14 protein-coding genes are annotated in these 25,522 nt (G+C 52.3%); 2 read left to right on the top strand and 12 right to left on the bottom strand.

Annotated elements, in window-relative coordinates; genetic code table 11:
* Position 1 precedes the first annotated feature (1 nt).
* Complete coding sequence (locus tag K7A41_RS22005) at positions 2–1,321, top strand: glycan-binding surface protein (RefSeq protein ID WP_265715582.1); 1,320 nt, start codon at positions 2–4, stop codon at positions 1,319–1,321.
* Positions 1,322–1,651: 330 nt separating this feature from the next.
* Here the strand turns inward: K7A41_RS22005 and K7A41_RS22000 are convergent, their stop codons facing one another.
* The 9 genes from K7A41_RS22000 to K7A41_RS21960 form a co-directional block, all read right to left on the bottom strand.
* Positions 1,652–3,553 carry a RagB/SusD family nutrient uptake outer membrane protein gene (locus K7A41_RS22000; protein ID WP_265715581.1) on the bottom strand — a complete coding sequence of 634 codons (1,902 nt, stop codon included), beginning with the start codon at positions 3,551–3,553 and terminating at the stop codon, positions 1,652–1,654.
* A 71-nt stretch (positions 3,554–3,624) separates the two neighbouring features.
* Complete coding sequence (locus tag K7A41_RS21995; RefSeq protein WP_265715580.1) at positions 3,625–6,711, bottom strand: SusC/RagA family TonB-linked outer membrane protein; 3,087 nt, start codon at positions 6,709–6,711, stop codon at positions 3,625–3,627.
* A gap of 80 nt (positions 6,712–6,791) precedes the next feature.
* On the bottom strand, positions 6,792–8,531 hold the full coding sequence (locus K7A41_RS21990; protein WP_265715579.1) for a glycoside hydrolase family 43 protein: 1,740 nt from the start codon (positions 8,529–8,531) through the stop codon (positions 6,792–6,794).
* A gap of 180 nt (positions 8,532–8,711) precedes the next feature.
* The gene (locus tag K7A41_RS21985) at positions 8,712–10,346 is read right to left on the bottom strand and encodes an alpha-glucuronidase (RefSeq protein ID WP_265715836.1); all 1,635 of its coding nucleotides are present in this window, start codon (positions 10,344–10,346) and stop codon (positions 8,712–8,714) included.
* Complete coding sequence (locus tag K7A41_RS21980; protein WP_232048802.1) at positions 10,327–10,524, bottom strand: hypothetical protein; 198 nt, start codon at positions 10,522–10,524, stop codon at positions 10,327–10,329. The genes K7A41_RS21985 and K7A41_RS21980 overlap by 20 nt, the downstream gene beginning before the upstream one ends.
* Positions 10,525–10,753: 229 nt before the next feature.
* Positions 10,754–11,719: a glycoside hydrolase family 43 protein gene (locus tag K7A41_RS21975; protein ID WP_265715578.1), complete on the bottom strand. Its 966-nt coding sequence runs from the start codon at positions 11,717–11,719 to the stop codon at positions 10,754–10,756.
* 27 nt (positions 11,720–11,746) lie between these two features.
* Positions 11,747–12,880, bottom strand: a complete 1,134-nt coding sequence (locus tag K7A41_RS21970) for an endo-1,4-beta-xylanase (RefSeq protein ID WP_265715576.1) — start codon at positions 12,878–12,880, stop codon at positions 11,747–11,749.
* A 118-nt stretch (positions 12,881–12,998) separates the two neighbouring features.
* Positions 12,999–14,498, bottom strand: coding sequence for an MFS transporter (locus K7A41_RS21965; protein WP_265715575.1), 1,500 nt, complete (start codon positions 14,496–14,498; stop codon positions 12,999–13,001).
* A gap of 76 nt (positions 14,499–14,574) precedes the next feature.
* On the bottom strand, positions 14,575–17,169 hold the full coding sequence (locus tag K7A41_RS21960) for a glycosyl hydrolase 115 family protein (RefSeq protein WP_265715574.1): 2,595 nt from the start codon (positions 17,167–17,169) through the stop codon (positions 14,575–14,577).
* Between the two features lie 321 nt (positions 17,170–17,490).
* On the opposite strand from K7A41_RS21960, the gene K7A41_RS21955 reads away from it, so the two are divergent.
* Entirely contained in the window at positions 17,491–21,495 is a 4,005-nt protein-coding gene (locus K7A41_RS21955) for a hybrid sensor histidine kinase/response regulator transcription factor (protein ID WP_265715573.1), read from the top strand.
* Positions 21,496–21,509: 14 nt separating this feature from the next.
* On the opposite strand, the gene K7A41_RS21950 is transcribed toward K7A41_RS21955, so the two are convergent.
* The 3 genes from K7A41_RS21950 to K7A41_RS21940 form a co-directional block, all read right to left on the bottom strand.
* The gene (locus K7A41_RS21950) at positions 21,510–22,841 is read right to left on the bottom strand and encodes a serine hydrolase domain-containing protein (protein WP_265715572.1); all 1,332 of its coding nucleotides are present in this window, start codon (positions 22,839–22,841) and stop codon (positions 21,510–21,512) included.
* A gap of 382 nt (positions 22,842–23,223) precedes the next feature.
* Complete coding sequence (locus K7A41_RS21945; protein ID WP_265715571.1) at positions 23,224–23,835, bottom strand: YdeI/OmpD-associated family protein; 612 nt, start codon at positions 23,833–23,835, stop codon at positions 23,224–23,226.
* 90 nt (positions 23,836–23,925) lie between these two features.
* Positions 23,926–25,284, bottom strand: a complete 1,359-nt coding sequence (locus tag K7A41_RS21940) for a glycoside hydrolase family 88/105 protein (protein WP_265715570.1) — start codon at positions 25,282–25,284, stop codon at positions 23,926–23,928.
* Between the last annotated feature and the right edge of the window lie 238 nt (positions 25,285–25,522).

The raw sequence follows: 25,522 nt of genomic DNA, 5'->3' as shown, positions 1-25,522 counted from the left end.
AATGAAAAATTTGAGAATTCCATATGTATTTATTTTAGCACTGCTGATGTACAGTCTCTTTTCCTGCAAAAAAGATGCATCCAGCAGTACGATACAAATAACGGGGCTCTGGTCCCATAGCAGAGACGCGGAAAGCATCCAGATATCGTCTGTTTTTTTCAACAACTGGATCCGTATTCACGGCACTGGCTTTACGGGACTGCAGCGTGTTTATTTTAACGGAACGCAGGTGCCCTTTATACCAATTTATGTGACCGACAACGACATCATCATCAATGTGCCGGCCACGGTGCCGACAGGCAGTGACGTGACGGACCAAAGTCTGCTGAACACCATACAGCTTGTTACCACAACGGGCCAGACCAGCTTTGCGGGATTCATTTTCCGGGACCCTAACAAGATTCCATCCGTCAGCGCTGTTTCCTACACCATGCCGTTTGCCGGAGACCTTATTGAAATCTACGGTAAAAATCTGAAAGAAACCAGTACCGTCACTTTTCCAGATTCTACAAAAGGCACTATAAAATCGGCCAATGATTCGATCTTACAGGTGATTGTCCCTGCCAGCATCGATAGACACAAACACGGACGCATCACCATTGAGGTCAATGACGAGAAATATTCTTCGGCTCCTTACATGTTTTTTCAGGATGGAACATTTCTAAAAACTTTTGCGGAAGAGGCCATGGTCCCCGGAGGAAACAACGGGATCAAAATATACGCCAACCCCGCGGACATTAAAGCATTGACAGGTTTGCCGAACAATCCCGAATATGTGCTTGCTATTCCGGCCATCAAAACCGATATCCCCGTGGCAACAGGCAATGGCATAAGTGGCAATTTCTTTAAATTTTATGCCTATAAAGCCTTTAATACGCTGATTGAAAAAAATGGTAGCATAAAAGGCACAACCTCGATAGAAAATCTGGCCATCCAATTTGATCTCTATATGCCAACGCCATGGATATCAGGTGCCATTCCTTTTAAAATGAATAAAAATAGAAGCGGCGTCAACTACGCCTATCTGTATAATATCACGCCATGGGAATGGAAAAAAAACAGCTCCGGCGGACTGGAATTAAGTCCATTTAGATTCGACAACGGATGGAAAACCATCACATTAAAGTTTAGTGATTTCCCGACACTGGCGATGAGCTCGCTACAGGAGTATGCGGCATCGCTGCAAACAAATGCCTTTGAATCTTTGGTCGGCTATGCGAATTACGATCTCAATGAAGATGGCCATACGCCGCAGGCCGTTAACAATTTCCAGATGTACCTGGCAAACTTCAGGCTTGTGCCGCTGACAAATTTAGAATAAAGAACAAGATACGTTTATCCCTTCCTTACAATCAATTCATTCCGCCCAGAATTAGCCCTAATTCCTGGGCGGATTACTTTAGCTCCCTTTCTTCTTCTATCTGTACTGATCAAATATAGTTCAGCATATACATAAATTATAAACATCCACTTGGCCGGATCAATAGATTTTATCGCAGATCCCGCTGTGGCGAACGGGATCTAGCTTCAGCATGAACAGGATCAGCGACAGAATATCCCTAGATACCTATAAAAAGAGCGAACCAGCAAAGACCACTAAACGATCTTGCTGGTTCGCTTTTAAGAATGCCTTCCGGCCGGATGATAGCGCTTAGTTATATCCGGGATTCTGGTAGGCTGCTTTTTCGGCTGCCGACATATCCATGGCATCCAGCTGTCCTTGCGGGATAGGCCGCAGGTAGTGGAAGGGTTGTATTGACCGAGTGAAGGTTGCTGCCGTGTGGTCACCTACATTCGAACCGGCAATACGATAGGTTTTAGCGATGTCGGACCAAGTCTGTGTACGCACGAGGTCATACCAGCGGTAGCCCTCACCATAATACTCACGCGAACGTTCGGCCAAGATGTAATTGAGCGTAATCTGAGCCGGCGTCGCAGCCAGCATTTCGGCACGGCGGTTGGCTTCCTTGGCCGTGTTGCCGTTGTTGTCCCAGCGCCATACCCCCGCGCGGCCGCGGATTACGTTGACCAGGTCGCGTGCGCTCTTGCCGGCTTTGGCCGTCGCACCCTTCACTGCCGCCTCGGCAGCGATAAAGTACAGCTCGGAAAACTTGGCAATATTGAACGGCCGGGTGCTGCCCGCATTGGGTTGTCCCAAGCCATTGCCGTTGTCGGTGCGGTAAGGGCCCAGCTTCCACAGTCCAGGATAGACACGGCGGCTGATGCCCTCCGGAGAGATCACATAGTCGGCCCTGCCGGGGAGTACCCCCGCCCCGATACTGCTCTTATAGGTTTTGTTGTCATAGTTGATCGGCGTCTGTGGCTCCTCATTCAAGAAAGTGAGAATGGCCTCTCCCGGTTTGACGGGCATGTTATTGGCGTTAAACAACGAAGGGTCGCTGATATTTGCCTTGTTCCAGTTGCCGCGGTACACCGTCGTGAAGGTACCGTCGTAGCGCGAGTCGTTGGTTTTGTCGGCAAAGGTTTCGGTCACCACGTTGATCGTCGGTGCCATCCGTGTCCATGGGCGCCCCAGTGCCTGGGCGGCCTCCCGCTGCACCGAATTCACCAGATCGGCGGTATTCCAGGCCGTTGTTTTGGAGCTCGTGATCGACGTGTAATTCCAGGTCATCATCCAGCCCGCAAAGTTGTCGGGTGCACCGCCACTGCCATAGCTCAGACTACCGCCATTATACAGCTCGCTGTCTTCGGTATGGTCAGCAAAGAGCAGGATCTCGTTGTTGCGGTCATTAGTCCCGACGTTGACATCGTAAAAGGTGGGCTGCAGGCCATACGGTCCCGGGTTTTCAATAGCAGCCACGGCTATGTCGTAAGCCTGCTGGAAATACCAGGCGCTGGTCTTGCCATCAGGATCCGTCCGTGCGGTCTCCGGATAAGTCGGTATATTTTTCGGATTTTCCAGCCACCAGGCGTAGGTCAGGTAGGCCTTTGCCAAATATAAGCGGGCCACCGTCTTGCTCACGGCCCCCTTTAAGCGCGGTGCATCGGGCAGATCGCTAATGGCCTTAGTCAGGTCCGGGAAAATAGCTCGTGTATACACTTCAGCCACGGTATTGCGTTTGGATTTACGCTCCACAGAAGTGCTGTATTTGAGTTCGCCCCCACCCAGGTCTAGCGGCACGCCACCAAAAGTCTGTACCAGCAGGAAATAATCAAATGCCCGGAAAAAGTGTGCTTCGGCGATGATCGCGGGCGAGGTGCCCACTGCCGGTGCATTCTCGATGATGCCCGAGGCCATGTTGATGTTGGGCAGGGCGGCCTGCCATGCCACATCCGCCCTGCTATTTACAGCCGTCATCGTACTGAGACCTGTAAAGTCCATCACCTGAAAGTTTTCGTCCGCACTCTGCGCATAGGTCACCTCATCGGTCCCCGTCAGGCAGGCATTGTAATAATAGGCCTGTCCATAGATATAGCGCAGGTGGGCATAGAGTCCCACAATACTGTTGTTGATACCGTTTGGTGTCTTAAAATCCCCCGGCGTAAAGATTCCTCTGGGCTGTTCATCCAAAAATTTGGAGCAGCTGTTCATGCCGAGCATCAGTGAACCAAGGCAGAGCCCTATGATAAGTTTTGAATTGAAAGTTTTCATGCCTGAATGTTTTAAAATGAAAGATTGAGCCCCAGAATATAACTTCTCATTGCCGGTGTATTTGTACCGACCACCAGTATCCGTCTCAGGCCACCCACGGCGACGTTCTCGTCGCCATAGGAGTTTGGTTCCGGATCACCGCCTGATTCCTTGTGGTAGGGCGAGAAGAGGACGAATGGATTTTCCACCGTCGCATAGAGGCGCAGGCGGCCAATACCCATGCGTTCCACCCACTTCTGTTTAAAGTTGTATCCCATCGTAATCGTACGCACCTTTAGATACGACGCATCGAAATAGCCCAGCGTACTGCCATATTTGGGATTATCACCACTCTGTATGCCTCCCGGTTTCGGATATTTGGCATCCGTACGGTCTTCACGCCAGTATTCGACGCTCACGTTGTTGCCCGCGCGGGTATTCAGCTGGTTGAGGTAGCCGGTACTTCCGTAGAGCGAACTGATCAGCGTACCGCCATTCTGGAAGGTACCTACCACATTCAGGTCGACATTTTTGTAGGCCAGACGCGTATTGAAGCCTCCCAGAAAATTGGGCTGGATATTGATGATCTGCCGGTCCGCAGCACCGATCGCCCGTGTAGGCACACCATTTGCGTCGTACTCTCCGGTATATTCCACTTTGATCATTCCCACGTTACCTCCCGGCTCCAGGATATCCCGATAGGGGTCATCGGCCTGCCACAAGCCAATTTTCTTGTAGTCATAGATCACATCGATCGGATGGCCGACAAACCATTGATTACCTTCATCACGCTGGCTTCCGGAGGTCAGTTCAACGAGCTTATTGCGGTTGGCATAGAGGTTGACTCCCACATCCCATTTCCAGCCGTTTTCATTGTCGATCACCGCGCCGTTGAGGGAGAGTTCAAAGCCTTTGTTCTGCGTCTTTCCGATATTGGCCATGTAGCTGCCGCCACCGTTTGTCGGTGGCAGTCCCACGCGCAGCAATATATTGTCGGTATTCTGCACATAGTATTCCATAGTACCGCTGACCCTGTTGTTGAAGAGACCGAAGTCCAGACCGTAGTTGTAGGTCTTGGAAAACTCCCAGCCCAGCGAAGGATTGGGCAATTCGGACATGTAGTAGCCGGTCAGGAACTGCGTATCGAAATTATACGGTCTTGTACTCAGCAAGCCCAGGGTCTTGTACGGATCGACCGCCTGATTGGACGTCTGACCGTAGCCCAGGCGCAGCTTAAGCTGGTTTATCCATGGCACGGCTGACATGAACTTCTCGTTGTGGATATTCCATCCTGCCGAAATCGCCGGATAGGCATGCCACTTGTGCCCCGGTGCCAGTCGCGAGGAGCCGTCGCGGCGCATGGTCATCGTCAGCATGTAGCGGTTGTCAAAGGTATACATGGCGCGGCCCATAAAAGACATCAGGCTGCTTTTGGCATAGCCCTGCTGGTCAGGGTTGACAATGATCTCCCCCTGGGCGCGGCCGATGTTATAGAACTGGAACGCATCGATCGGAATATCGCGGGCCGATATCAGCGTGCTGTTGGTGGTGTTCTGCTCCGCCGAATAAAGAGCCACCAAATTGAGGTTATGTTTTTGCGCAAAGGTACGATCGTAAGTCAGCAGATTTTCCATTACCCATTGTACCGTTCTGCCGTTTGCGACCGAAGCTGTGGACACATTGTCCGGGGTGCCACTGAATACACCCTGTCCAGTATAGCTGCCATCATTGTTCTGACGGAAGTTGAGTCCAAGGTTGGTGCGGTAGGTCAGGCCCTCCACGCCGGGAATCCGGATCTCGCCGTACATGTTGTTGTACGAACCGAATACGCGCTGCTGATTAATATAGCTGTCCCCCAGCGCCTCATAGGACTCGCGGGTATGCACCCATTGCTGACCCGATGTCTGCTGCTGGATACGGGATTTGAGTGTGCCATCCGCATTAAAGGGATTGGCTATCGGCGAGGCGCTCAGCACGCCGTACAGGCCTAGGTTGTTGCCATTGGTGATGCTGTAGCTCTGATTGAGGTTGAACCCAAATTTAAATATCTTGCCCACCTGCTGGTCGAGTGCAGCACGCAGATTGTAGCGGGTATAGTTCTGCAGGGGAACCACGCCCTCATCGCGGAAGTAACCGGCGCCGAAGTTGTAGTTTCCTTTCTCTGCCCCACCGTTGACGCTGATATCGTGGCTGTTGACCATTCCATTTTTGTAGAAAAGGTCCTGCCAGTCTGTATTGGTATCGTCTGACTCGTCGAGGGTGTTCTGAAACTGTCCCACATAGCGGCGCATTTCGGCAAACTCCGGACCGGACATCATTGGATATTTGGCAAATACGGTACGCAATCCGGTAAAACCGTTGTACGCCAGCTGTGCCTGCTGCCCCATGCGCCCCTTGTTGGTGGTCACGAGAATCACGCCGTTGGCACCACGCGAACCGTAGATTGCCGTTGCCGAAGCATCTTTGAGCACATCCACACTCTTGATGTCCGCGGGATTGATATCCGAGATGGAACCCGCAAACGGAATTCCGTCGAGCACGATCAGCGGATTGTTGTCGGCGGTCAGGGAGCGTGTACCGCGGATCCGGATCTGCATCGGAGAGCCCGGCTTAGACGAATTCTGCTGCATATTGACCCCTGCAATACGGCCCTGCAGGGCACGGCTGATGTTGGCTGCAGGCACTTCGTTCATCGTCGTACCGCTTACCGAGGCCACCGAACCCGTCACAGCTTCTTTGCGCTGCGTACCATAACCGATGACCACCACCTCTTCCATGGCAATATCATCGGATTGCAGCGTCACCTGCACGCTGTTATTGGCGCCCACCGGCACTTCGGCTGTTTTGTAGCCTACATTGGTGAAGACCAGCACAGCGCCGTTGCCGGCCTCAATGGTAAATGTGCCCTTACTGTCTGTTGTCGTGCTCCTGGTGCCGCCCTTGACGGATACGGTCACCCCTTCAATGGGCTGTTTCTGCTGGTCTGAGACCAGCCCCTTGACCAGTTTATCCTGTGCAAAGGCCAGCTGTAGAGCTGCCAGCAAAAAGAGCAAGGGCAGTATTCCATACTGTAGCCATCGTTGTCGTTGCACAGGAATCGTAAACTTCATCATTCTCATAACTTAGGGATTTAAGAAAATTTTGTTTTCAGTTCTGTTTATAATCGTCATTTCAATATTCTTTACACATTCAGCACAGTTTATCTGATCCTGTTCGCTGTGGTGCTGTACAGGCCGATCAGCGCGCCCGTGAATCCACCGGCTACGTCCGTCGATAGGATGTCGCCCGACACGGTGTTGCCGATATTGCGGAAGGCTCCTTTCCCCACGGCATAAGCAAACTGGTAGGCGTCGCCGGCTGCTTTAACCTGCAGCTGCACCTTGGCGTTCAGATGGATTTTCTCTTTGGCCAGGATCCGCGTGCTGCCGTTTTCGCTTCTGGCAAGGACGATATGGTCCTCGTTATCCAGCTTGGTGACACCCAGCACGTAATGGTATTTTTCACTTTGCAGACAGGTGATGCCCGCCAGGTGTGAATCCGAGGCCGGCACGTAGTCCAGCGATACACTGCTCTCAAAATTTTTGTGCTGCTGCCGATAAAATAAGGCCGAAATTGGTTTTTGCTCACTGATATCCACGGCGTACGGCCTGAAGACCATGCCCTTGTCCGTGGCCTGCAAAAATTTCTCACGGGCACCGCGCAGGGCGACCCAGCGGTGATCCAGCGCTGCGGCGGTCAGCGGATCGGTGAACGTAAAATTGCCGTTGGGAAAGTAGCCCCGAGCATGGGTCTTGTTGTTGACGCCCGCAGGCATTCGCACGCTGGGTTTGAGGGCCTTCATTCCCCCTTCAAAGACCGGCCATTCACCCGACCAGTCGACCGGCAGGATAAAAGTTTCGCGGCCCGTGTTGACCCGTTTTACTTCATTGGGCCTGACACCCAGAAACACGCCATACCAGGATCCGTCCGGACCTTCGACCAGATCCGCGTGTCCAGCCCATTCCACTGGGTTGGGCCTATTTTTGTCCAGATGGCGCTGGGAGAGTATCGGATTTTTGGTCGCAGGGCTGTAAGGTCCTGCGACATGGTCGCTCGAGAAGATCACTTCACTGTGATCGCTGCCCGTGCCGCCCTCGGCACACATCAGGTAGTACTTGCCATCTTTTTTGTAAATATGCGGTCCTTCGATCCAGATGGGATTTTCAGCCGGATGCACGCCACCGTCCACCAGGATCCGGTCACTTCCCGGGATGACCTGATCCTTTTCGGTATCATATGCCCAGAGTTTGATCACGCGGTGGCCCTCATAGCGCTGTTTGCCTTTATCCGGCGCATCGTTATGCACGACATAAGCTTTGCCGTCATCATCAAAAAACAGGGCCGGATCAATGCCGTCAAAATCCAGCTTGACCGGATCGGACCAGTTTCCCGCTTTGGGGTCTTTGGTCTTGACAACCATATTCCCGATGCCCGAGGCGATCTGTGTCGTGATCATGTAAAACGCGTCGTTGTGCCGGTTGTACACGATATCTGGCGCGTATATTCCGGCACTGATGCCTGCCGTCTGCACTTTCAGCTGCGATTCACGGTCCAGGACATGGCCCAGCTGCGTCCAGTTGACCAGATCCACAGAGTGGAAAATAGGCACCCCCGGAAACATCGAAAAGGATGAATTCACCAGGTAATAGTCATTACCTTTGCGTGTAATGCTCGGATCGGGATAACATCCCTGTAAAATGGGCGAATAGAACTGCCCCGGTTTTAATGGATTTTCGTTGTAAACTGCATCTTCGCCTTTATAGACAAAATCCGAAAATACAGGTTCAGAGAGGCGATCTCCCTGCAACTTTCGTTTATGCTGTTTTGTATTGAATGCTGTTAATGTAGCCAGTATCACTACAGACATGCCCAGCATCGTTTTCCCCTTCCGCTTTAACATGATTGGTTTATTTATAATTTGGTGTATTTGCCTACAAACATAGTTTGAAGTGTATAGGCAACAATTAAAATTTGTAACAAAAACATTTCAATTTGTTACCACATCCTTTCTTCTTTCTCCATTGCGCTTTAACGGCCCTCTGGACCCTCTCGCAGTAAAAAAAATTGCGCCCCGGTCCTGCTAATTATGATGCTTGAGATCCAGCCTGATTTTTTTCAGTTCGTCCAGTTCATGTACAGGGCGTTCCAGTGCAGCCGGAATCGGCCTCTTGGAAAAGGTCTGAAAATACAGCAGGCAGGCATCGCGCCACCATACCGCGTCCCGCGCCTGAATTTTTAGTTTGGACTGCACCTCTTTGAAGCGCTGTGTATCCATCTTTCCTTCCAGGCTATCCCATACTCGCTGAAAACCCCGCACCTGATCCACACCCTGCTGATACGCATAGCAGAGGTTGTCCCATAGGGATCGTCCGTTTTTCATGCGTTGGCTCCAGGGAACATGGTGAAACCAGAGCAGGTATTGTTCGGGGCAGCTGCCGATCTGGCCAAACTGCTCGCGGAGGGGGCTGTGGTATTGTGCCACGGCATTGCTCCCTGTGGCCGTCCGGTCAAATCCGATTCCCAGCGAATCCGCGTTATGATAGTACCAGGGCATCCAGTCCGGCCTGCCGCCGGGAATATCGCCCCAAGGCTCCGGTCCATAATGATGCTCAAAAGCAAAAATATGGTGCAGACCCAGCGGCATCATATAGTTGACCACGGCCTCACGCGATTCCACCATCAGCTCCGACATCGGATTGACTAGGGCGGGATCCGGCGAGAAGGTCATCGAAAGCCACTCCCGCGCCAGGCTATCGCTGGACAGGTCAGTATTCCAGGCCAGCCTTCCAAAGGCGTACCAGTTGGCCTGGGCAAAATGATGGCCGCACCAGTTGCGGTCCTCGCCGATATTGGCCACCCCCGCAATGGCCGATATCGGATGCGGCCCCCGCTGCGTTATTCCCGCTACTGTGCCTGCCTCGGCGCGGGTATAGGTCTGGGCATCCAGTGTTTCCTTAAACAGGGGTGCCAGGTACACCAGGTGGTTGGAGAAGCCCAGGTATTCCTGCGTAATCTGGAATTCGACCATCTGGCTGGTTTTGGGCATTGCGCCAAACAGCGGGTTGAACGGTTCACGCGGCTGGAAATCGATGGGCCCATTTTTGATCTGAAGGATCACGTTGTCGTCAAACTGGCCATCCAGGGGTACAAACTCCTGATACGCCTGTTTGGCCCGGTCCTCCGCCGTGGGGTTGTATACAAACGCCCGCCATAGCACGAGGCCCCGGTGCGGTCGGAGTGCTGCGGCCAGCATATTGGCTCCATCGGCATGCGTACGGCCATAGTCCTGCGGTCCGGGCTGCCCCTCCGAGTTGGCTTTGACCAGAAAGCCGCCAAAGTCCGGTATCAACCGGTAGATCTCGTCGGCCTTGTCCTTCCACCAGCCTGCCACCACAGGACGGAGCGGATCCGAATCCGGCAGATTTCCCAGCAGTGCGGGAGCGGAAAAATTAATGGACAGAAACACGCGGATCCCGTAGGGCCGGAAAATATCGGCCAGAGTCTTTACCTTTTCCAGGTAGTCGGCACGCAGGATCAGCGGTGATGCATTGACATTGTTGAGCACAACGGCGTTGATCCCGATCGAGGCATTTGCCCGTGCATACTCGCGGTACCGCGGTGAAATTACACCGGGGAGCTCTTGCCATTTCCAGAGCGAATGCCCTGCATACCCACGCTCGACCGTGCCATCCAGATTATCCCAGTGGTTGAGCATCCGTAGTGCATAGCTGGGCTTTTCGCTGATGTCGAGTCCCTGCAGCGCCACGTCCTGCTGCTGTAGCCGCAGCAGGTGAAAAGCCCCGTACAGGAGCCCAGTGCTGCTGCCCGCACTGATCACCGTTTTGCTGCCCAGCGAGCGGATCCGGTATCCGTCCGGCTGGCACTTTGGCCACTTTTTGTCCAGCTGCAGATCCACATCTCCCCGGCGCCAGTAGTCCTGCAGCTCCGCCGCTGCCGTACTGGCCACCGCATCCCTGTACGGGCAGTGGATCTTGCGGAGTGCGGCCTCACTGGTGGTTACCCTGGCATAGCGCAGCCACAGCTGGCTGCCGTCCTCGGCTTGGCACAGCTGATGGCAGAGGACCCCCAGTAGACATACGATATACCAGACGACATTCCCCATCAGCTGCCCTCCACGGTTAGGATACGACCATCCGCATCGTAGTCGATCTCCACCACTTTCATGCTGCGCAGCCATGTCCGCCCGCCCGAAGGCACCGAATCGTGGTGAAACAGATACCAGCGTCCCTCAAATTCGAGGATACTGTGGTGTGTGGTCCAGCCCACTACCGGCGTCAGAATGACGCCCTGATAGGTAAAAGGGCCATAAGGGTTGTCCCCTATCGCGTAGCACAGCAGGTGGCTGTCGCCCGTAGAATAAGAAAAATAGTATTTACCCTGATAGCAGTGCATCCACGAAGCCTCAAAAAAACGGCGGTCGATATCACCCTGCAACAGGGGCTGGCCCTTTTCGTCGAGGATCAGCAGGTCCCGCGGCTCCTCGGCAAACTGCAGCATATCGTCCGACAGGCGCACGACCTTGGGACATAGCGCCGGTTGCCCTGCCTCCGGTAGTTGCCCGGGCATGGTCAGCTTGTTGTTGCGGTAATTCTGCAGCTGGCCACCCCAAATGCCGCCAAAGTACAGATAGTGCTGTCCATTGTCCTCAAAAGCGCAGGGATCGATACTATAGCTGCCGCGGATGGGATCCGGGCAAGGCACAAATGGTCCCTCCGGCCGATCGCTGACGGCCACGCCAAGGCGGAAGATATCATTTTTGTCTTTTAGCGAAAAGTAGAGGTAGTACTTTCCGTCCTTATGGGCCACATCCGAATCCCAGAGCTGCCTTCCGCCCCAAGGGATGTCGTCCACGGACAGTATACGCCCATGGTCCGTCGCTTCGGCATCTACCGAGCTCAGTGAAAAGGCATGGTAATCCTGCATGTCAAAATGGTCGCCATTATCGTTTTCGGCGATGCCACTTTCACGGTCGTGGGACGGATAAATATAGATTTTACCCTCAAATACATGCGCTGACGGGTCAGCCATATAATCTTTAGGAAATAAGTAACGTGCTTGCTTTTTCATGTTTATATCTGTTCAGTTCATTTATATTTATTTGGTGGCCATATCCATCAAGTCCTGCACAAAAGGCTTGGGCTGATAGCTGCGGTCAAACAACAAGGGATAGTCCGTACGTCCGGGCACCGGCCAGTTATTTTTCCAGGAGTCGCCATCTGTGACACCCCAGACCGTGACGCGGTCGATTTTGTCTCGGTGTTTGAGAAACAGCGCAAAGAAGTCCTTGTAGCGCTGCGCCAGCTGCTGTTCCTTATCCGCGGGTAATCCCTTGGCGTATGGGTTCAGCTGTTTGTCGTATTTGAAATGGGTGCTGACCTCGGCTCCCATGGTCTGCCGCGGCGAGGGAAGCACCGAGATATCCATTTCGGTGATCATGACCTTCACACCGAGGGCGGCAAAAGCCAGGAGGCTATCTTCAAAGTCCGACACCTTGGGATGATCGATATTCAGATGGCCCTGCATGCCGATGCCATCGACCCTGACCCCTTGCTGCTGCAGCTGGCGAACCATGCTGACCACGCCTTTCCGCTTTCCTTCCAGGAACATGGAGTAATCGTTGTAATAGAGCTGTGCCTGAGGGTCTGCCTCACGGGCAAACTGGAAGGCCAGGCGCACAAAGTCCTCGCCGATGATGTCATAAAACTTGCTCCTACGCCATTCGCCGTTGTCGAGAATAGCCTCGTTGACCACATCCCAGCCTTTGATCCGTCCCTTGTAGCGGGACACGACGGTATGGATATGCTTGCGCATACGTTCGATCAGCACCTCGCGGGATACGTCCCGACCGTCTTTGCCTTTAAAAAACCAGGCCGGTGCCTGCGAATGCCAGATCAGCGTATGACCGATCAGGCGCATGCCATGTTTTTCGCCATATTCCACAAAGCGGTCGGCATCCTTGAAGTTAAACTCGCCCTCACGGGGCTGCAGGTACATGGCTTTCATGCAATTTTCGGCGGTGAGCGCGTTAAACTGACTTTCGATCAGTGGCCTGGCCTTCTTGTCCCGCTCATAAATCTGTTTGAGGCTGAGCGCTGTGCCGATGTCAAACTTGTCTGCAAAAGCAGCTTTTAACGTTCCGCGCTGCACGGCCTGCTGTGCCAACAGGCCCGGGCCCGACAGCAGCATACATCCCGCGATCAGCATCGCCAGCTTTTTTGTTGTATTCATACGTAAATTAGCTATTTGATCAGGTGTCCGCTTTCTAGTGTATTCATGAAACGTCCACCTTGTTATTCAATTCAGTTCATTTCAAATGATTTTCCGGGCGCATAGTCCAGCTATTTTTTTAAGATTGTTCAGGGCTTTTGCTGGCTGATGTGCGCCGCAGGTGGAGCTCCGCCTGTAAATCTTCATTAACCTGCTTGGTGATCGGATAAAACAACAGGGCCACCACCCCGACCAGAAAAGTCAGTGCCGGAATCACGCTGGCACTCAACCGGATGCCCAGTATCGCCTGTTCATTCTGAACCGTGTTTGCCACAAAACCGAATGCGTCGATAAACGAGCCACAGAGCGCCCCGCCGATACCCAGTCCGGCTTTTAACGCAAAGACAATTCCGGCAAACACGAATCCCGTTGCCCGGCGGTGGTTTTTCCATTCCGAGAAATCCGCCACGTCCCCCATCATCGCCCAGAGCAGTGGTATGGTCGGTGCATAGGCCAAGCTTTTCAGGATATTGATCACAAACAGGCTGCCGATAGCATCCGCAGGCACCAGAAAGAGCATAGCCGTAAAAACGGCGGTCAATGCCAGGCAGACAATAAAGACATTGCGCTTACCGAAGATACCCGACAGCCAGCGGGACAAGAAGATCACGCCCAGCAGCGTGACCAGCTGGCCCACCATATTGAAAAAGCTAAAGCCTACAGCAAATACCTGCTCTGGACTATAAACAATCAACCCGAAGGCATCCAATATGCGGTGTCCAAGCCCCGTTTCAGCCGCCGCATCCCTGGCCAGGCCAAACTGTGCCATAAAGGCAAACAGCGCTTCCTTATCCACATAATAATTGAAGAAATAAGACATGCTGCTTCCCCATAGCGCCAGGGTGATGAACAGGAATAAAGTCAGCACAAACATCGCTTTCCAGGGGCGGCAGGAGAAGATGTCGCGAAAGTCCTGACGGACCGAACTCGTCTGTCCCACCGGTGGGGTGATGCGTTCGCGTGCCGACAAAAAGGCCACCAGCAGCAGGACGAAGGCCACAGCTGCATAGATCATGATGGTATACATCCAGCCACTGGCCGCGTCGCCATTACCGAGCTTGGCCACCAGGGGCAGGGTGAGTCCCTGGACCACAAAGGTCGCGATGGTCGCCGTCACAAAACGTATGGACGATATGCTCGTACGCTCCTTGATGTCGCTGGTCATTACGCCACCCAGCGAAGCATACGGCGTGTTGTTGAACGAATAGATCGACATCAGCAGCGTGTAGGTAATACCCGCATACCATATTTTTCCACGTTCCTCCAAGTCAGGTGTTGTAAAAGAAAGGACAAAAAACACCGCAAAAGGCAGCGCAGTCCAGAGCACCCAGGGACGGTACTTGCCCCAGCGGGTATGCGTACGGTCGGCGAGAATACCCGCCAGAGGGTCCACAAAGGCATCGAAGACCCTTGCAAACAGCAGTATAAAACCAGCTGTGGTCGCTTTTATGCCGAATACATCGGTATAAAAGAACAGCTGAAACATCATCATCATCTGGAAGACGAGGTTGGCCGAGCCGTCCCCCATGCTGTAACCTACCTTTTCCCAGAAACCAACCTTTTGTGTTTTTGCATTCATATATTAAATCATGTGTATAATCATTCATTTTTTGGCAGGCATTTTCGCTGCCTGTGCTGTTTATCCCTATCGGTCCCTAGTTCGCGGGACTTTGCGCCGCACTCTGCCGCGGCCCCAGGTACGAAGGCTTGAGCCCGCCCAGGTCGATGAGGATGCGCTGCAGGACAATGCCCTGATCCAGAAAGCGGATTTTAAGCGTATGCTCCCCCGGCAGCAGGCTGTGGACCGAAACACTTTCGATGATGCGGCGTGCCTGCCACTGGCCCAGTTCCCCTTTGTAGTGGCCGTTAAAGTTGACCAGCGTTTCGGGACCGCCGTCTATGGATATGGCATAGCGCAGCCCGCGGTTTCCATTGAAGTTCAGCGTGGGCGACAGCAGTGCGATGATTTTCGCTTCGCGCTTTTCCTTCACGAGAATCCTGTATTCCAAAGCCGTATTGTCCCCCAAGCTGGCTGTGACCGGCAGCGTTGTCATGGCCGACACGGTCTTTCCGAGGTCAGGGATTTCCGTCCATTGAATGCCCGGAGCGCTGCTTGCTGCCGCATAGCTTGCCGCTTCCATGGCGATATAGCCGTCTGCCTCGACAAATACCCTTGATACAGAAGCAGTAGCGGGTTCCGGCAGATAGCGAACCGCGGGCATGATCGCCCGTGGTGGCTCGTTCCAGCTGCTGTAGCCGATACGCACCTGATCCATCATGTGCTGCCATTTGCCGCCGGCGATCTTATGGTTGTAGTGGTCGCTGAACAGTGAATCACGCCGGAAGCAGGCTTTTACCTTGTCGGCCCAGTCATTTGCCTTACGGTCATTTCTTGCGTAGCAGTACTCGTTCATGGCTTTGGCATGGTACATTTCATACAGGTTGGCGCAGGCATTGATCGGAAATACCACGAGCTGGTCGAACGCATCCTTCAGCGAATCCGGCAGCAGGTAATAAAGGCGCGAGGCTTCCATGGCCAGCGTTTTATAGTCGTTGACGACGCTGTCAAACTCGTTATAATGTGTGAGACTAAATGTCTTTTCGTTCAGCAGTTCGGGTGTGACCCGATGGTTATATTTGCTGTAGCGGTTGATCAGTCCGGCGGCATCGGCCGCATAAGCCTCGCCAAACTGCTGCCGGCACCACTGCTCGGTATACGCCATCAGGTTGCCGGCATCAAAGCGGTCCGGATCCCAGGCCATATCCAGAAAAAATGAGATAGGAAATTCCATCGGCTTGAGATCGCCGACATTGACGATCCAGATCCGGTCCACGCCGTGCCGGTAGGTCAGGTTCATCTGCTCCCAGACACGCTGTATCTGCGACACATTGATCCATTTGGAATTGCGGGGGCCGCCTACATAGTCAAAGTGGTAGTACATACCATAACCGCCCGGGCGTGGCTTAGCGTCCCGTTCGGGTAGCTTGCGGACATTGCCCCAGTTGTCGTCACAGAGCAGCAGCGTCACATCGTCCGGTACGCGCATTCCCTTATCATAATAGTCTTGCACTTCTTTGTAGAGAGCCCATAGTTGCGGTGTTTCAGCAGCCGGCCGGCCCGTTGCCTTGCCGATCAGGCGGCGCTGGTCTCTGACGATCTGCTCGAGCAGCCCGACATTCTGCTCTTCGCTCATGGGCTCATCTCCGTCGCCGCGCATGGCGATGGTAATGATGGACTCCCAGGCCCGCGCGCGCTGCATGCCGCCGTGCCAGAATTCCTGCAGCCCCGCTTTATTCTTGGTATAATCCCAGCTGCCCCCATTTCCGTAGCGTTTCCATTCGGCCTGGGCCCTTGCCATCGGTTCGTGATGCGAGGTTCCCATCACGATGCCCATTTCATCTGCTAGCGGCCCATTGCGGGGATCATCATCGTAAAAGGCGCTCCCCCACATGGCCGGCCAGAGGTAATTGGCCTTGAGCCGTAGCAGCAGTTCGAACACCTTTTCATAGAAATCCGCGTTAAACCCACCGAAAGTCGCTTTGGACCAGCCACTCAGCGCCGGAGCCTCATCGTTAAGGAAAATACCGCGGTACCTGACCTTCGGCTCCCCCTGTGTATAGACGCCGGGCTTGACATACAGCTGTGCCGCTTTGCGGACCGGCACATCCGCCCAGTAATACCAGGGCGACACGCCGATCTGGGCCGACAGTTCGTAAATGCCGTAGATGGTGCCGCGCTTGTCGCTGCCGGCGATGACCAGGGCCGATTCAAGCCCATCCAAGGGCTGCCTGACCACCGTCATGACAAACTTTTCCCGCTTTCCAGCCAGCTCTTTACTGTCCAGAAGACCTTTACGGACAAGGCTGTCGATCAGCGCCGATGTGCCATAGGTACCGATAATTATTTTGGAGCGGCTCTGTTGCTGCTGGCCTGGATTATGGCCCGTGACGCGCACAAAGTCTTTTTTTAGATTATCGAAGGCCCGAAGTACCCCCTTATAGTCCTGAGGATCGACGAGCATGGGCAGCGGCAGGCCATCTTTGACCAGCGGCAGATAACCCGGCTGGGCATCTTGGACCACCAAGCCCGTCTTTACCGTATCCACTGCGTTGTAGGACACAGCCCGGGTATTGCCTGCACAACAAAGTAGCACCGTCGCAGCCAGCAGCGCCTTGCCGTAGCGGTACCCGGTCAAAAGACCGGTACAGATCCGTGTAGCGGATAACTCCATTTTATTCAATAATAACATGATGACCTTATTTACAATTGGTATTTTTCCCTTTCCCGGGCTCAGCACATACAGCAACCTATCCCTGCGCAAGGCGGGCCCCTAGGCTGCGGTACATTCCCCTATTCTGGAAAATCTAAAATTAGTGGTCCCGGGCAGTAGCGACGTTCGTATCTGTTACATTCCCTTTGGCCTTTGTTGCGGAAGAGCCCAGCCATGTTTCATATTTATTTCAATTTGTTACATCAGGACCAAAAACAGCGTTTACCGGGCCGCAAACGTTTTTTTCTTTTCAAGGTTGCGCAATAATATGTATCTTCAACACATAAACCAATAAAACCAATGCGGAGGGATTTTTTTTCGACAGTCATCCTACTATTTGCTTTTGTGCTCTATGCACATGGACAGGCCACACGTATTTACGACAATCGGGACTATGGCTTTGGCGAACTTTCTTCCAACCTGACCAGCAGTATCAGTCAGGACAAGCACGGTTACATCTGGACCGGCACCGAATATGGACTCAACAAATTTGACGGTACCCGTTTTGTGCAGTATCTGCATGACGTACAGGACAGCACCTCCATATCGAGCAACAATATAATCATTCTTTATCTGGACCGTGACAAAAGGCTGTGGGTAGGCTGTAACAACGGTTTGCAGTACTATGATGAAAGCAGCGATCAGTTTGTCCGCATCCATTTTCCCAACCAGATTGCACCGCACATCACGGATATCGTCCATAAAAAAGACGGCCACATCTGGGTGGCCACTTCGGGCTGGGGCATCTTCGATATCCAGGTCGGCCGCAGACAGGCTGTATCGTTGCCGCGAATCAATTCGCAGGTAGGTGGCATGTTTGCCCGCAGCATCTTTGAAGACCAGCACCGCGCGATCTGGGTAGCGGTAGACCGCGTGGGCGTATCGCGGATCTCGCCGGACCAGAAGCAAGCCATGCGACTTGTATCCGACCTGCTGCCGCAGCCCAAGGGTGGCAATTACGACATCGTCGAGCAGGCCGATGGCAGGCTGTTATTTGCCTCCCCCTCCAGAATATGCCGTTATGATGCGGCGAAAAACAGTTTTGAAGCGGTGGACTTCAAGGAAAAACTCCGGTCTACCGTAACGGACATCCAGCTTTCCAAAACCATAAAAAACCATCTGCTGATCAGTACTGAGGGGGACGGTCTCTGGTATCTGGATCTGGGACGGGCACCGTTGATCGCGGCCCCTGCCGAACTGCCTAATCTGGACAACGACTACCGGCAGGGGCGCATCCGTACGATTCTACAGGACCGCGAAAACAACCTCTGGCTCGGCTGGTTTCAGCGGGGACTGGTCTTTATTCCTGGGCAGAGCAAGCAGTTTGAATTCTGGCGCATCCTGAGCCGTGAAAAAACCGATCAAAAGAACATCACCGCGATCACCCGCGACCGGGAGGGCATCATCTGGTATGCCCTGGAGCACGGCGGTATATTCAAAACTGATGCGCAAGGCAGCTCACACCAGCAAATAAATACCATTCAGGATGTCACCCAACTCGAAACGGGGACAGACGGCACGATCTGGTTCAGCTCATATGAAAAAGGTCTTGGGCGCATCGATCCGCATACCGGTAACACCGATAATCTAAATATCTGCTCCAACAAACAGGTGAAAGCATTTGCCCTGGGCAGAAATAATAAAATCTATATCGCTACTTTCGGTGCCGGATTTGTCGAGTACGACAGTCAGACCGGAGTGTCGCGAATTTTCAGCATGAACACCGCCAATTCGACAAAAGGTGCACTGGCAAACGACTGGATTTCGGCTGTCCTGTGCGATCAGGATGGCCTCGTGTGGCTGGGACACCACAAAGGCATCAGCTGCTATGATCCTGTCCGCAACAGCTTCTCCGAACAATTTACCGATCATAGGCTCTCCGAGCAGATCACGATCTCACTCCTCGAGGACCGAGCGGGCCATATCTGGGCGGGGACCTACAATGGGCTCTATCAAATTAATAAAAAAAATGGCAAGATCAACAGTTATACCAGCAACAATGGACTGTCCAGCAATGTGATATCAGGTTTGGGCTGGGACCGCAAGGGCCATATCTGGTGCAGCACCTTCAAGGGAATCAACTGTCTGAATCCAAGGTCGGGAAAAATCGTCAGCTATTATACAGGGGATGGACTAGTTGACCGGTCCTACAACCGCGGCGTTTTCTTCCAGGATAATGAGGGGAAAATATACTATGGCGGCAGACAGGGCATTACCTCTTTTTTTCCCGAAAAGATTCAGCTGCAAACCTACTCCTACCCAGTGCTGATTACCAATCTCTATGTCAAAAATCAGCCGATCAAGCCGGGCATGTCACCCAGCGGCAGCGTCATCTATCAGGGTGACCTGATGGCTGCAAACGCGTTCTTTTTTCACAACAACGACGACAGTTTTACCTTTGAACTGTCCACTATGGACTTCAACAGCCCCGAAAACGTCCATTACGAGTACCGCATTAAAGGCATCAACAAGAGCTGGAACGCCACACTGCCCGGGGTCAACCTGATTACCTACAACAACCTGTCTTCGGGGGAGCACGAGCTCGAGATACGGGCCTGTAAATTCGGTGCCTATTCGCCCAGCCGAACGGTGCTACTGCATATCCTGCCGCCCTGGTACCTCAGCGGCACGGCCTATTGCATTTATTTCCTGCTGATTGCTGGCCTCGTCTTCCTGATCAGCAAATACCTACGCGAGCGGCGGCTCGAGCGCCTGCATGCGTTCAGGCTGCAGCTCTTTACGGACATCTCCCATGAGATCCGCTCACCGCTGACCTTGGTAATGAGCCCGATCGACAAGCTGATCAAGCATGCTCCGGATGCCCAGACGAGCTCGACGCTACAGAATATGAACCGCAATGCACAGCGGATCCTCAGCCTGGTCAATCAGTTGCTCGACATCCGCAAGCTCGAAAGTGGACACCTGAACCTCAAGTTTGCCCGTGTCAATGCCGTGGACTATGTGAAGCAGGTCGTCAGGGCCTTTGAAGATCAGGCGCTGGCCCATCAAATCCAGCTATTGGTGCAAAGCGAAGCCGATGAGATACCCCTGTGGATCGATGCGGGCAGCTTTGAAAAGATCATCCACAATATTGTGTCCAATGCGTTTAAGTTTACACCGGACGGTGGGCAGATCAGCCTTTCACTAGCTGTCCAAGCAGGGAAAAACGGAGGTGAAAGCCTGCAGCTCGTGGTCAGCGATACCGGCACCGGTATTGCCGAGAGTGATATCCGCCATGTGTTCAAGCGGTATTACCAGTCCACTGCGGGTGGGGCCACTCAGCGACAGGGCTCCGGCATCGGCCTGCATCTGACCAAAGTGCTGGTCGAGTTGCATGGTGGACGGGTACATGCCGAAAATAGAAAGGACAGCAGCGGCTGCCGCTTTGTGGTCAGCCTTCCGATGGGCCATAGACACCTGCGCAAGGAAGACATGGTCGCGTTTCAGCCGTTGCATGCGCCTATTGAACAACAGTCTGAAAAAGCCGTCGTTGGTGATCAGCCGTTGCCCAAAAACGGCTACCAGAAAACAGGCTATAAGGTTCTGGTGGTCGATGACGACCGGGACATCCTGCAGTTTTTGCGTCAGGAGCTGGCCTGTGGCTATAAGGTTCTGGTTGCCGAAAATGGCAGTGAGGGATTTCAGCTCGCCTTGGCAGAGCAGCCCGACCTGATTATTTCTGACGTCGCCATGCCGGCCATGGACGGCTATACCTTAGTCAAGAAGATCAAGAGCAACAGTACCACCAACCATATACCGGTGATCCTGCTGACGGCACGCACCAATGCAGAAGATCGTATGGAGGGCATCGGCCTGGGTGCAGACGCCTACCTGACCAAGCCCTTTATGGTCGATGAACTGCATCTGGTGGCGGGCAACCTGATCAAAAACCGCATGAAGGTGAAAGGCAAGTTTTCGGGAGCGCAGCAGCAGGATGGTAAGGTGAAGACCATCAGCTTCAAATCCAGTGATGAGCAGCTGATGGAACGTATCCTCAAGACGGTCAACCAATATCTGGAAAATCCCGAGTTCAATGTGCAGTTTCTGGCCGACGAGGTCGGGCTGAGCCGCGTACAGCTGCACCGCAAGGTGAAGTCGCTGACCGGCATCTCAACCGGCGAATTTATCCGCAACATCAGGCTGCAGCAGGCCGAAAAGCTGCTGCTGGAAAAGAAGATGAATATCTCACAGGTGGCCTATGCGCTTGGCTTTACCAATCAGACGCATTTCACCACCCTATTCAAGAAGATGTATGGGCTGAGCCCGACCGACTATATTCAGCGGCACAGTTACAAAGAAAATTGAGGACGGTGAGCCGTTTATATCTTTTTATATTCGTAAACCGTACCCTCCTGCTTCAATATTACCCGGCCGTCGTCGGGGATAAACTGCAGCGAGACGGCTCCTTCTGCATATTCAAAGCTGTTGTTTCCTTTAGAATTAAACGGAGCATACATCTGCCCCATAGCGGAAGACTGGAAGATTAAATTTTTGCCGTCCGAGGAAATGGTTATGCTATCGGTGCTGTCCACGTTCACATAGGTCCCCTTTATCCGGCTGAACTGATCCGGTGTCAGATCTTTTGTTTTATTGAAATCAGGCAACACCGGCTGTTGGTGAAAAGCATACAGCGCGAGGGTATTCTGAATGGATGACAGATCGATATTTACGGCGTTGCATAGTGTCACCACCCCCAGCTTTTCGTTGGGGAAGTACCAGTAATCGGCGAAATAATTCTCGACCCGTCCGCTATGCATATAACCCACGGGATTCTTAAAACCGGCTTTTTCGATCCCCATGCCATACTCACCCTTGTTTGCGGGGAGCATAAGCGCAAGACTTTGCGCTGAGATTAACTGACCCTCAAACAGGGCATAGAGAAATTTATTCAGCTCAATAGCTGTGGAGACCATCCCGCCACTGGCCGGATGATTCGAAAAGTTTACTTTAGCATTTTGGATGTATTCCTGCTGGATGTTATAGGATGCCGCCTCATTGCGGCTTAGATCCCGCTCTGTTGAGAAATAGGTATGATTGAGCTGAAGCGGTATACATATGTTCTCCTGCAAGATCTCCCCAAACGGCTTATGGCAGACTTTTTCCAGGATAAACCCCAGCAGCGCATAGTTGGTATTGCTGTATGCATAAGCTGTGCCCGGCTCAAAATCACTTTCTCTATTTTCAATGTATCGGATAAATTCTGCTTCCGTGTGGTATGACTGCTCCCAGATTTCCTCACCCTCGATATCTGTGAAGTTAACTATACCACTACGATGCTTAAGCATTTGTTCGACGGTAATCTTTTCTGCATTTTTAATCTGGGGATAATAGGCAGCAAGGTAGGTATCCAGACGCAATTTCCCTTTCTCGACAGCTTGTAGTACCATTACTGCTGTATAGGTCTTGGTGATCGATCCGATGCGAAATTTAGTGTTATTATCATTTTTGTGCCGCGTCGCGACATCGGCATAGCCAACTGATTTCGCGTACAATATACTGTCTCTATGAATGATAGCCACACTTCCCATCATTTTTCTGTTTTGACAAAGGTGGTCAAAATAAGCATCCAGCTCTTGCTGGGCCATGGTCAAATGGCTGCTGCAGACAGCCATCAGTAAAAAAAAAGATAGAGAGATACTTCTGGTTAACATCTATATGCTTCATACTTTTCAACGATTGCGAGGTAAAGTTAACACTTCGTATACCTATTACAACAAAAAAGTTATACACGCCTATTTGTAGGCAAATAGCTTCTCATGATAAAAACGAAGACGTGCACCAAGAGAACATCAAACGCCAAAATAAAGCATTTTCATTTGATTCCAACTTTATTTTAATTTATTTTCTTTTGTTTTCGAGATGCTATAAATTTGTATAGATGAACGCTATAAAGGATATATCGCAAATCTTTCCCAAGTACTTATTTTGGGATGTAGATCCAAGGAATTTAGTCTTTTGCCTGTTTTGATGGCTCAGCTTTGGGCGGCGGCAGTATTCCCCGGTCCTTCCTCTTCGGATGTAAAAGAAAAACGCTTATAGTTGCCGGCTGGTCGAATTAATGGGCTGAAACCGTTTGGGCCGTTCATTTTTTGCGGCATGTGCCACGATCTCCTCTATTCGTTTTTGGCGCGTCTCGGGGCGCCGGGCGAGCACGATCCAGTGTAACATCATCTTCCTGATGGATTTACTCAAGCTCAGAAAATAGGCTTTTGAACCTTTATATTGCGCAAAGGCCGCCTCCAGATCGCTTGGGATGGTCAATGCCTCCACTGTATCAAGGATCGTCCAGGAGCCATTCTCCTTGGCGATTTGGATACACTCCAGTCCTGCCGCTGACATCAACTTGCTGTCGATCAGCTGCTGCACTTTCTCCTGGTTGATCTTTGACCAGGTACTGTTCGGCTTACGGCGGCTAAACAATTGCTTGAAGGTATGCGTGTCGATCGTCTTGCGGGTACTGTCGATCCATCCAAAACAAAGCGCCTCATCCACCAGCTCCGACCAGCCGACAGCCGGTAGCCCGGACTTTTTCGTATGGCAGATCACCCATACGGACTGTTCCTTCCTATGGTTGTTTTCTAACCAGTACCGCCATTCCTCCCGTGTGTAGATGGTTATGGATAACTTCTCTGCTGTGGTTTTCATTGGTTTGCCTTTCTTTATTTTCGTTGACCTCCATACAAAGATAGCCATTCCTCGTGACAGCTGTATGTCCAGACCATCTGCTATCTTTTGTTAAAATTGCACTGAACTATCGTTGATCACATAGGTATTCTTTTTGATCAGTTCATATAGTTCAGCTCCCGCCAGGATCACCGGTCCGTACCCATGTGCGGCAAATTTATTGACAGGACGATAATAATAAAATGCCGGATCGAAGCCCATGCCTGTGCCTACACAGGTACCCTCCACCTGCCCCTCGCTGTTGATTTTAGTGTGCACAGCATTCCATGCCTGCAGCACCATCGGGCCATAGGCTTTGATATCCACCCAGCCCGCATTGATCCCTCTGGCGATGCAATAAGCGTAGATCGCTGTGGCGGATGTTTCCAGATAAGAATCATTACGGTCCAGCAACTGATGCCAGAAGCCGGTACCATGCTGCAACGCTGCAATTCCGGCGACGTGTTTCTTAAATTGCGCCAGCAGCCTGGCCCGGGCGGGATGGGTCTCGGGCAGCACATTCAACAATTCGACTTTGGTCAGCAGTGCCCAGCCATTTGCCCGGGCCCAGTGAAATGCAGGGTGGGGATCCATACCCTCTACCCAACCGTGCCGATACAACCCCTTTTCGGACACAAACATTTTATCGGCAAAGAGCCAGAATTGTTTTATAGCCTCATCTAAGTATCTGCTGTCTCCAGTAAGCTGGGTCATCTGTGCCAGTGCGGGGAGGCTCATATACAAGTCATCCAGCCAGAGCGTGTTTGGCTGTGGCCTGTTTCGGGCCAACGTGCTATCCTTCAGGCGGAATTCTTTGGTCAGGATGTAATCGATATAATTGGCAATTGCAGGCTTCATATCCACAGGCAATGTTCTTCCATGCTGTGCCTTGATCATCGCGGCGCACATGGATCCAGCATCATCCAATGCATGCGGCTGCATGACCGAATGTACTGGAGACCGATATCCGGGCTGAGCAGATTCGAGTTTTTGAAAGTACGGCAATACCTTTCCGATAAATCCCAGCCGGTCGATCGTATAAGCCGCATATCGGGGATCCCCAATCACCTCTGAGGCCCGCAGCATAGCACCGTAAGTAACACCCCACTCATAGCTGATCAGCCGAAAATCGCCTTTTTTAAATAGCGTATTGGTATCGATTTTAGCCATGTCCATGACCGGTGCATGGTCCGTTTTCTGTTCCAGCACCATAGGCGTCACCCGATTTAGATACGCATATACCCGTTCTACATCCGCACGGATGCTGTCCAGTGTCGTCTCCCCATACAGTACGGGATATTCCGGCTTCATCAGGTGCAGCGGCGTGTTGGAATCATTGATCTCGGCTTTATCTTTCTGCGAATAGGACTGACATCCATGGATAGCCAGCAAGGCAAAGGGTATGAGCGAAAATTTTCTCAGGTTTATCATGATCAATTGGTTATGTATCCGTTTGTGATACAAGATACACTGTCAGCCCGACATAACCGTTCTGTGGTGTCATGCTCTGCTCCGCCCGCCAGTTTCAGCCCGACCGGGCCAGCCCGATCCGCCCTGATACCTGCACAGCATATGAACTGTAACACATAGCAATCCCCGCCTTGGTCAATCAGCTGCTCAACATCAGCAAGACAGCTGCATCGCAAGGTGAAATCGCTGACCGATATTT

This window comes from Sphingobacterium sp. InxBP1 (assembly GCF_026191775.1).
Lineage (GTDB): Bacteria > Bacteroidota > Bacteroidia > Sphingobacteriales > Sphingobacteriaceae > Sphingobacterium > Sphingobacterium thalpophilum.
This window is presented reverse-complemented; position numbering and strand designations above follow the sequence as displayed.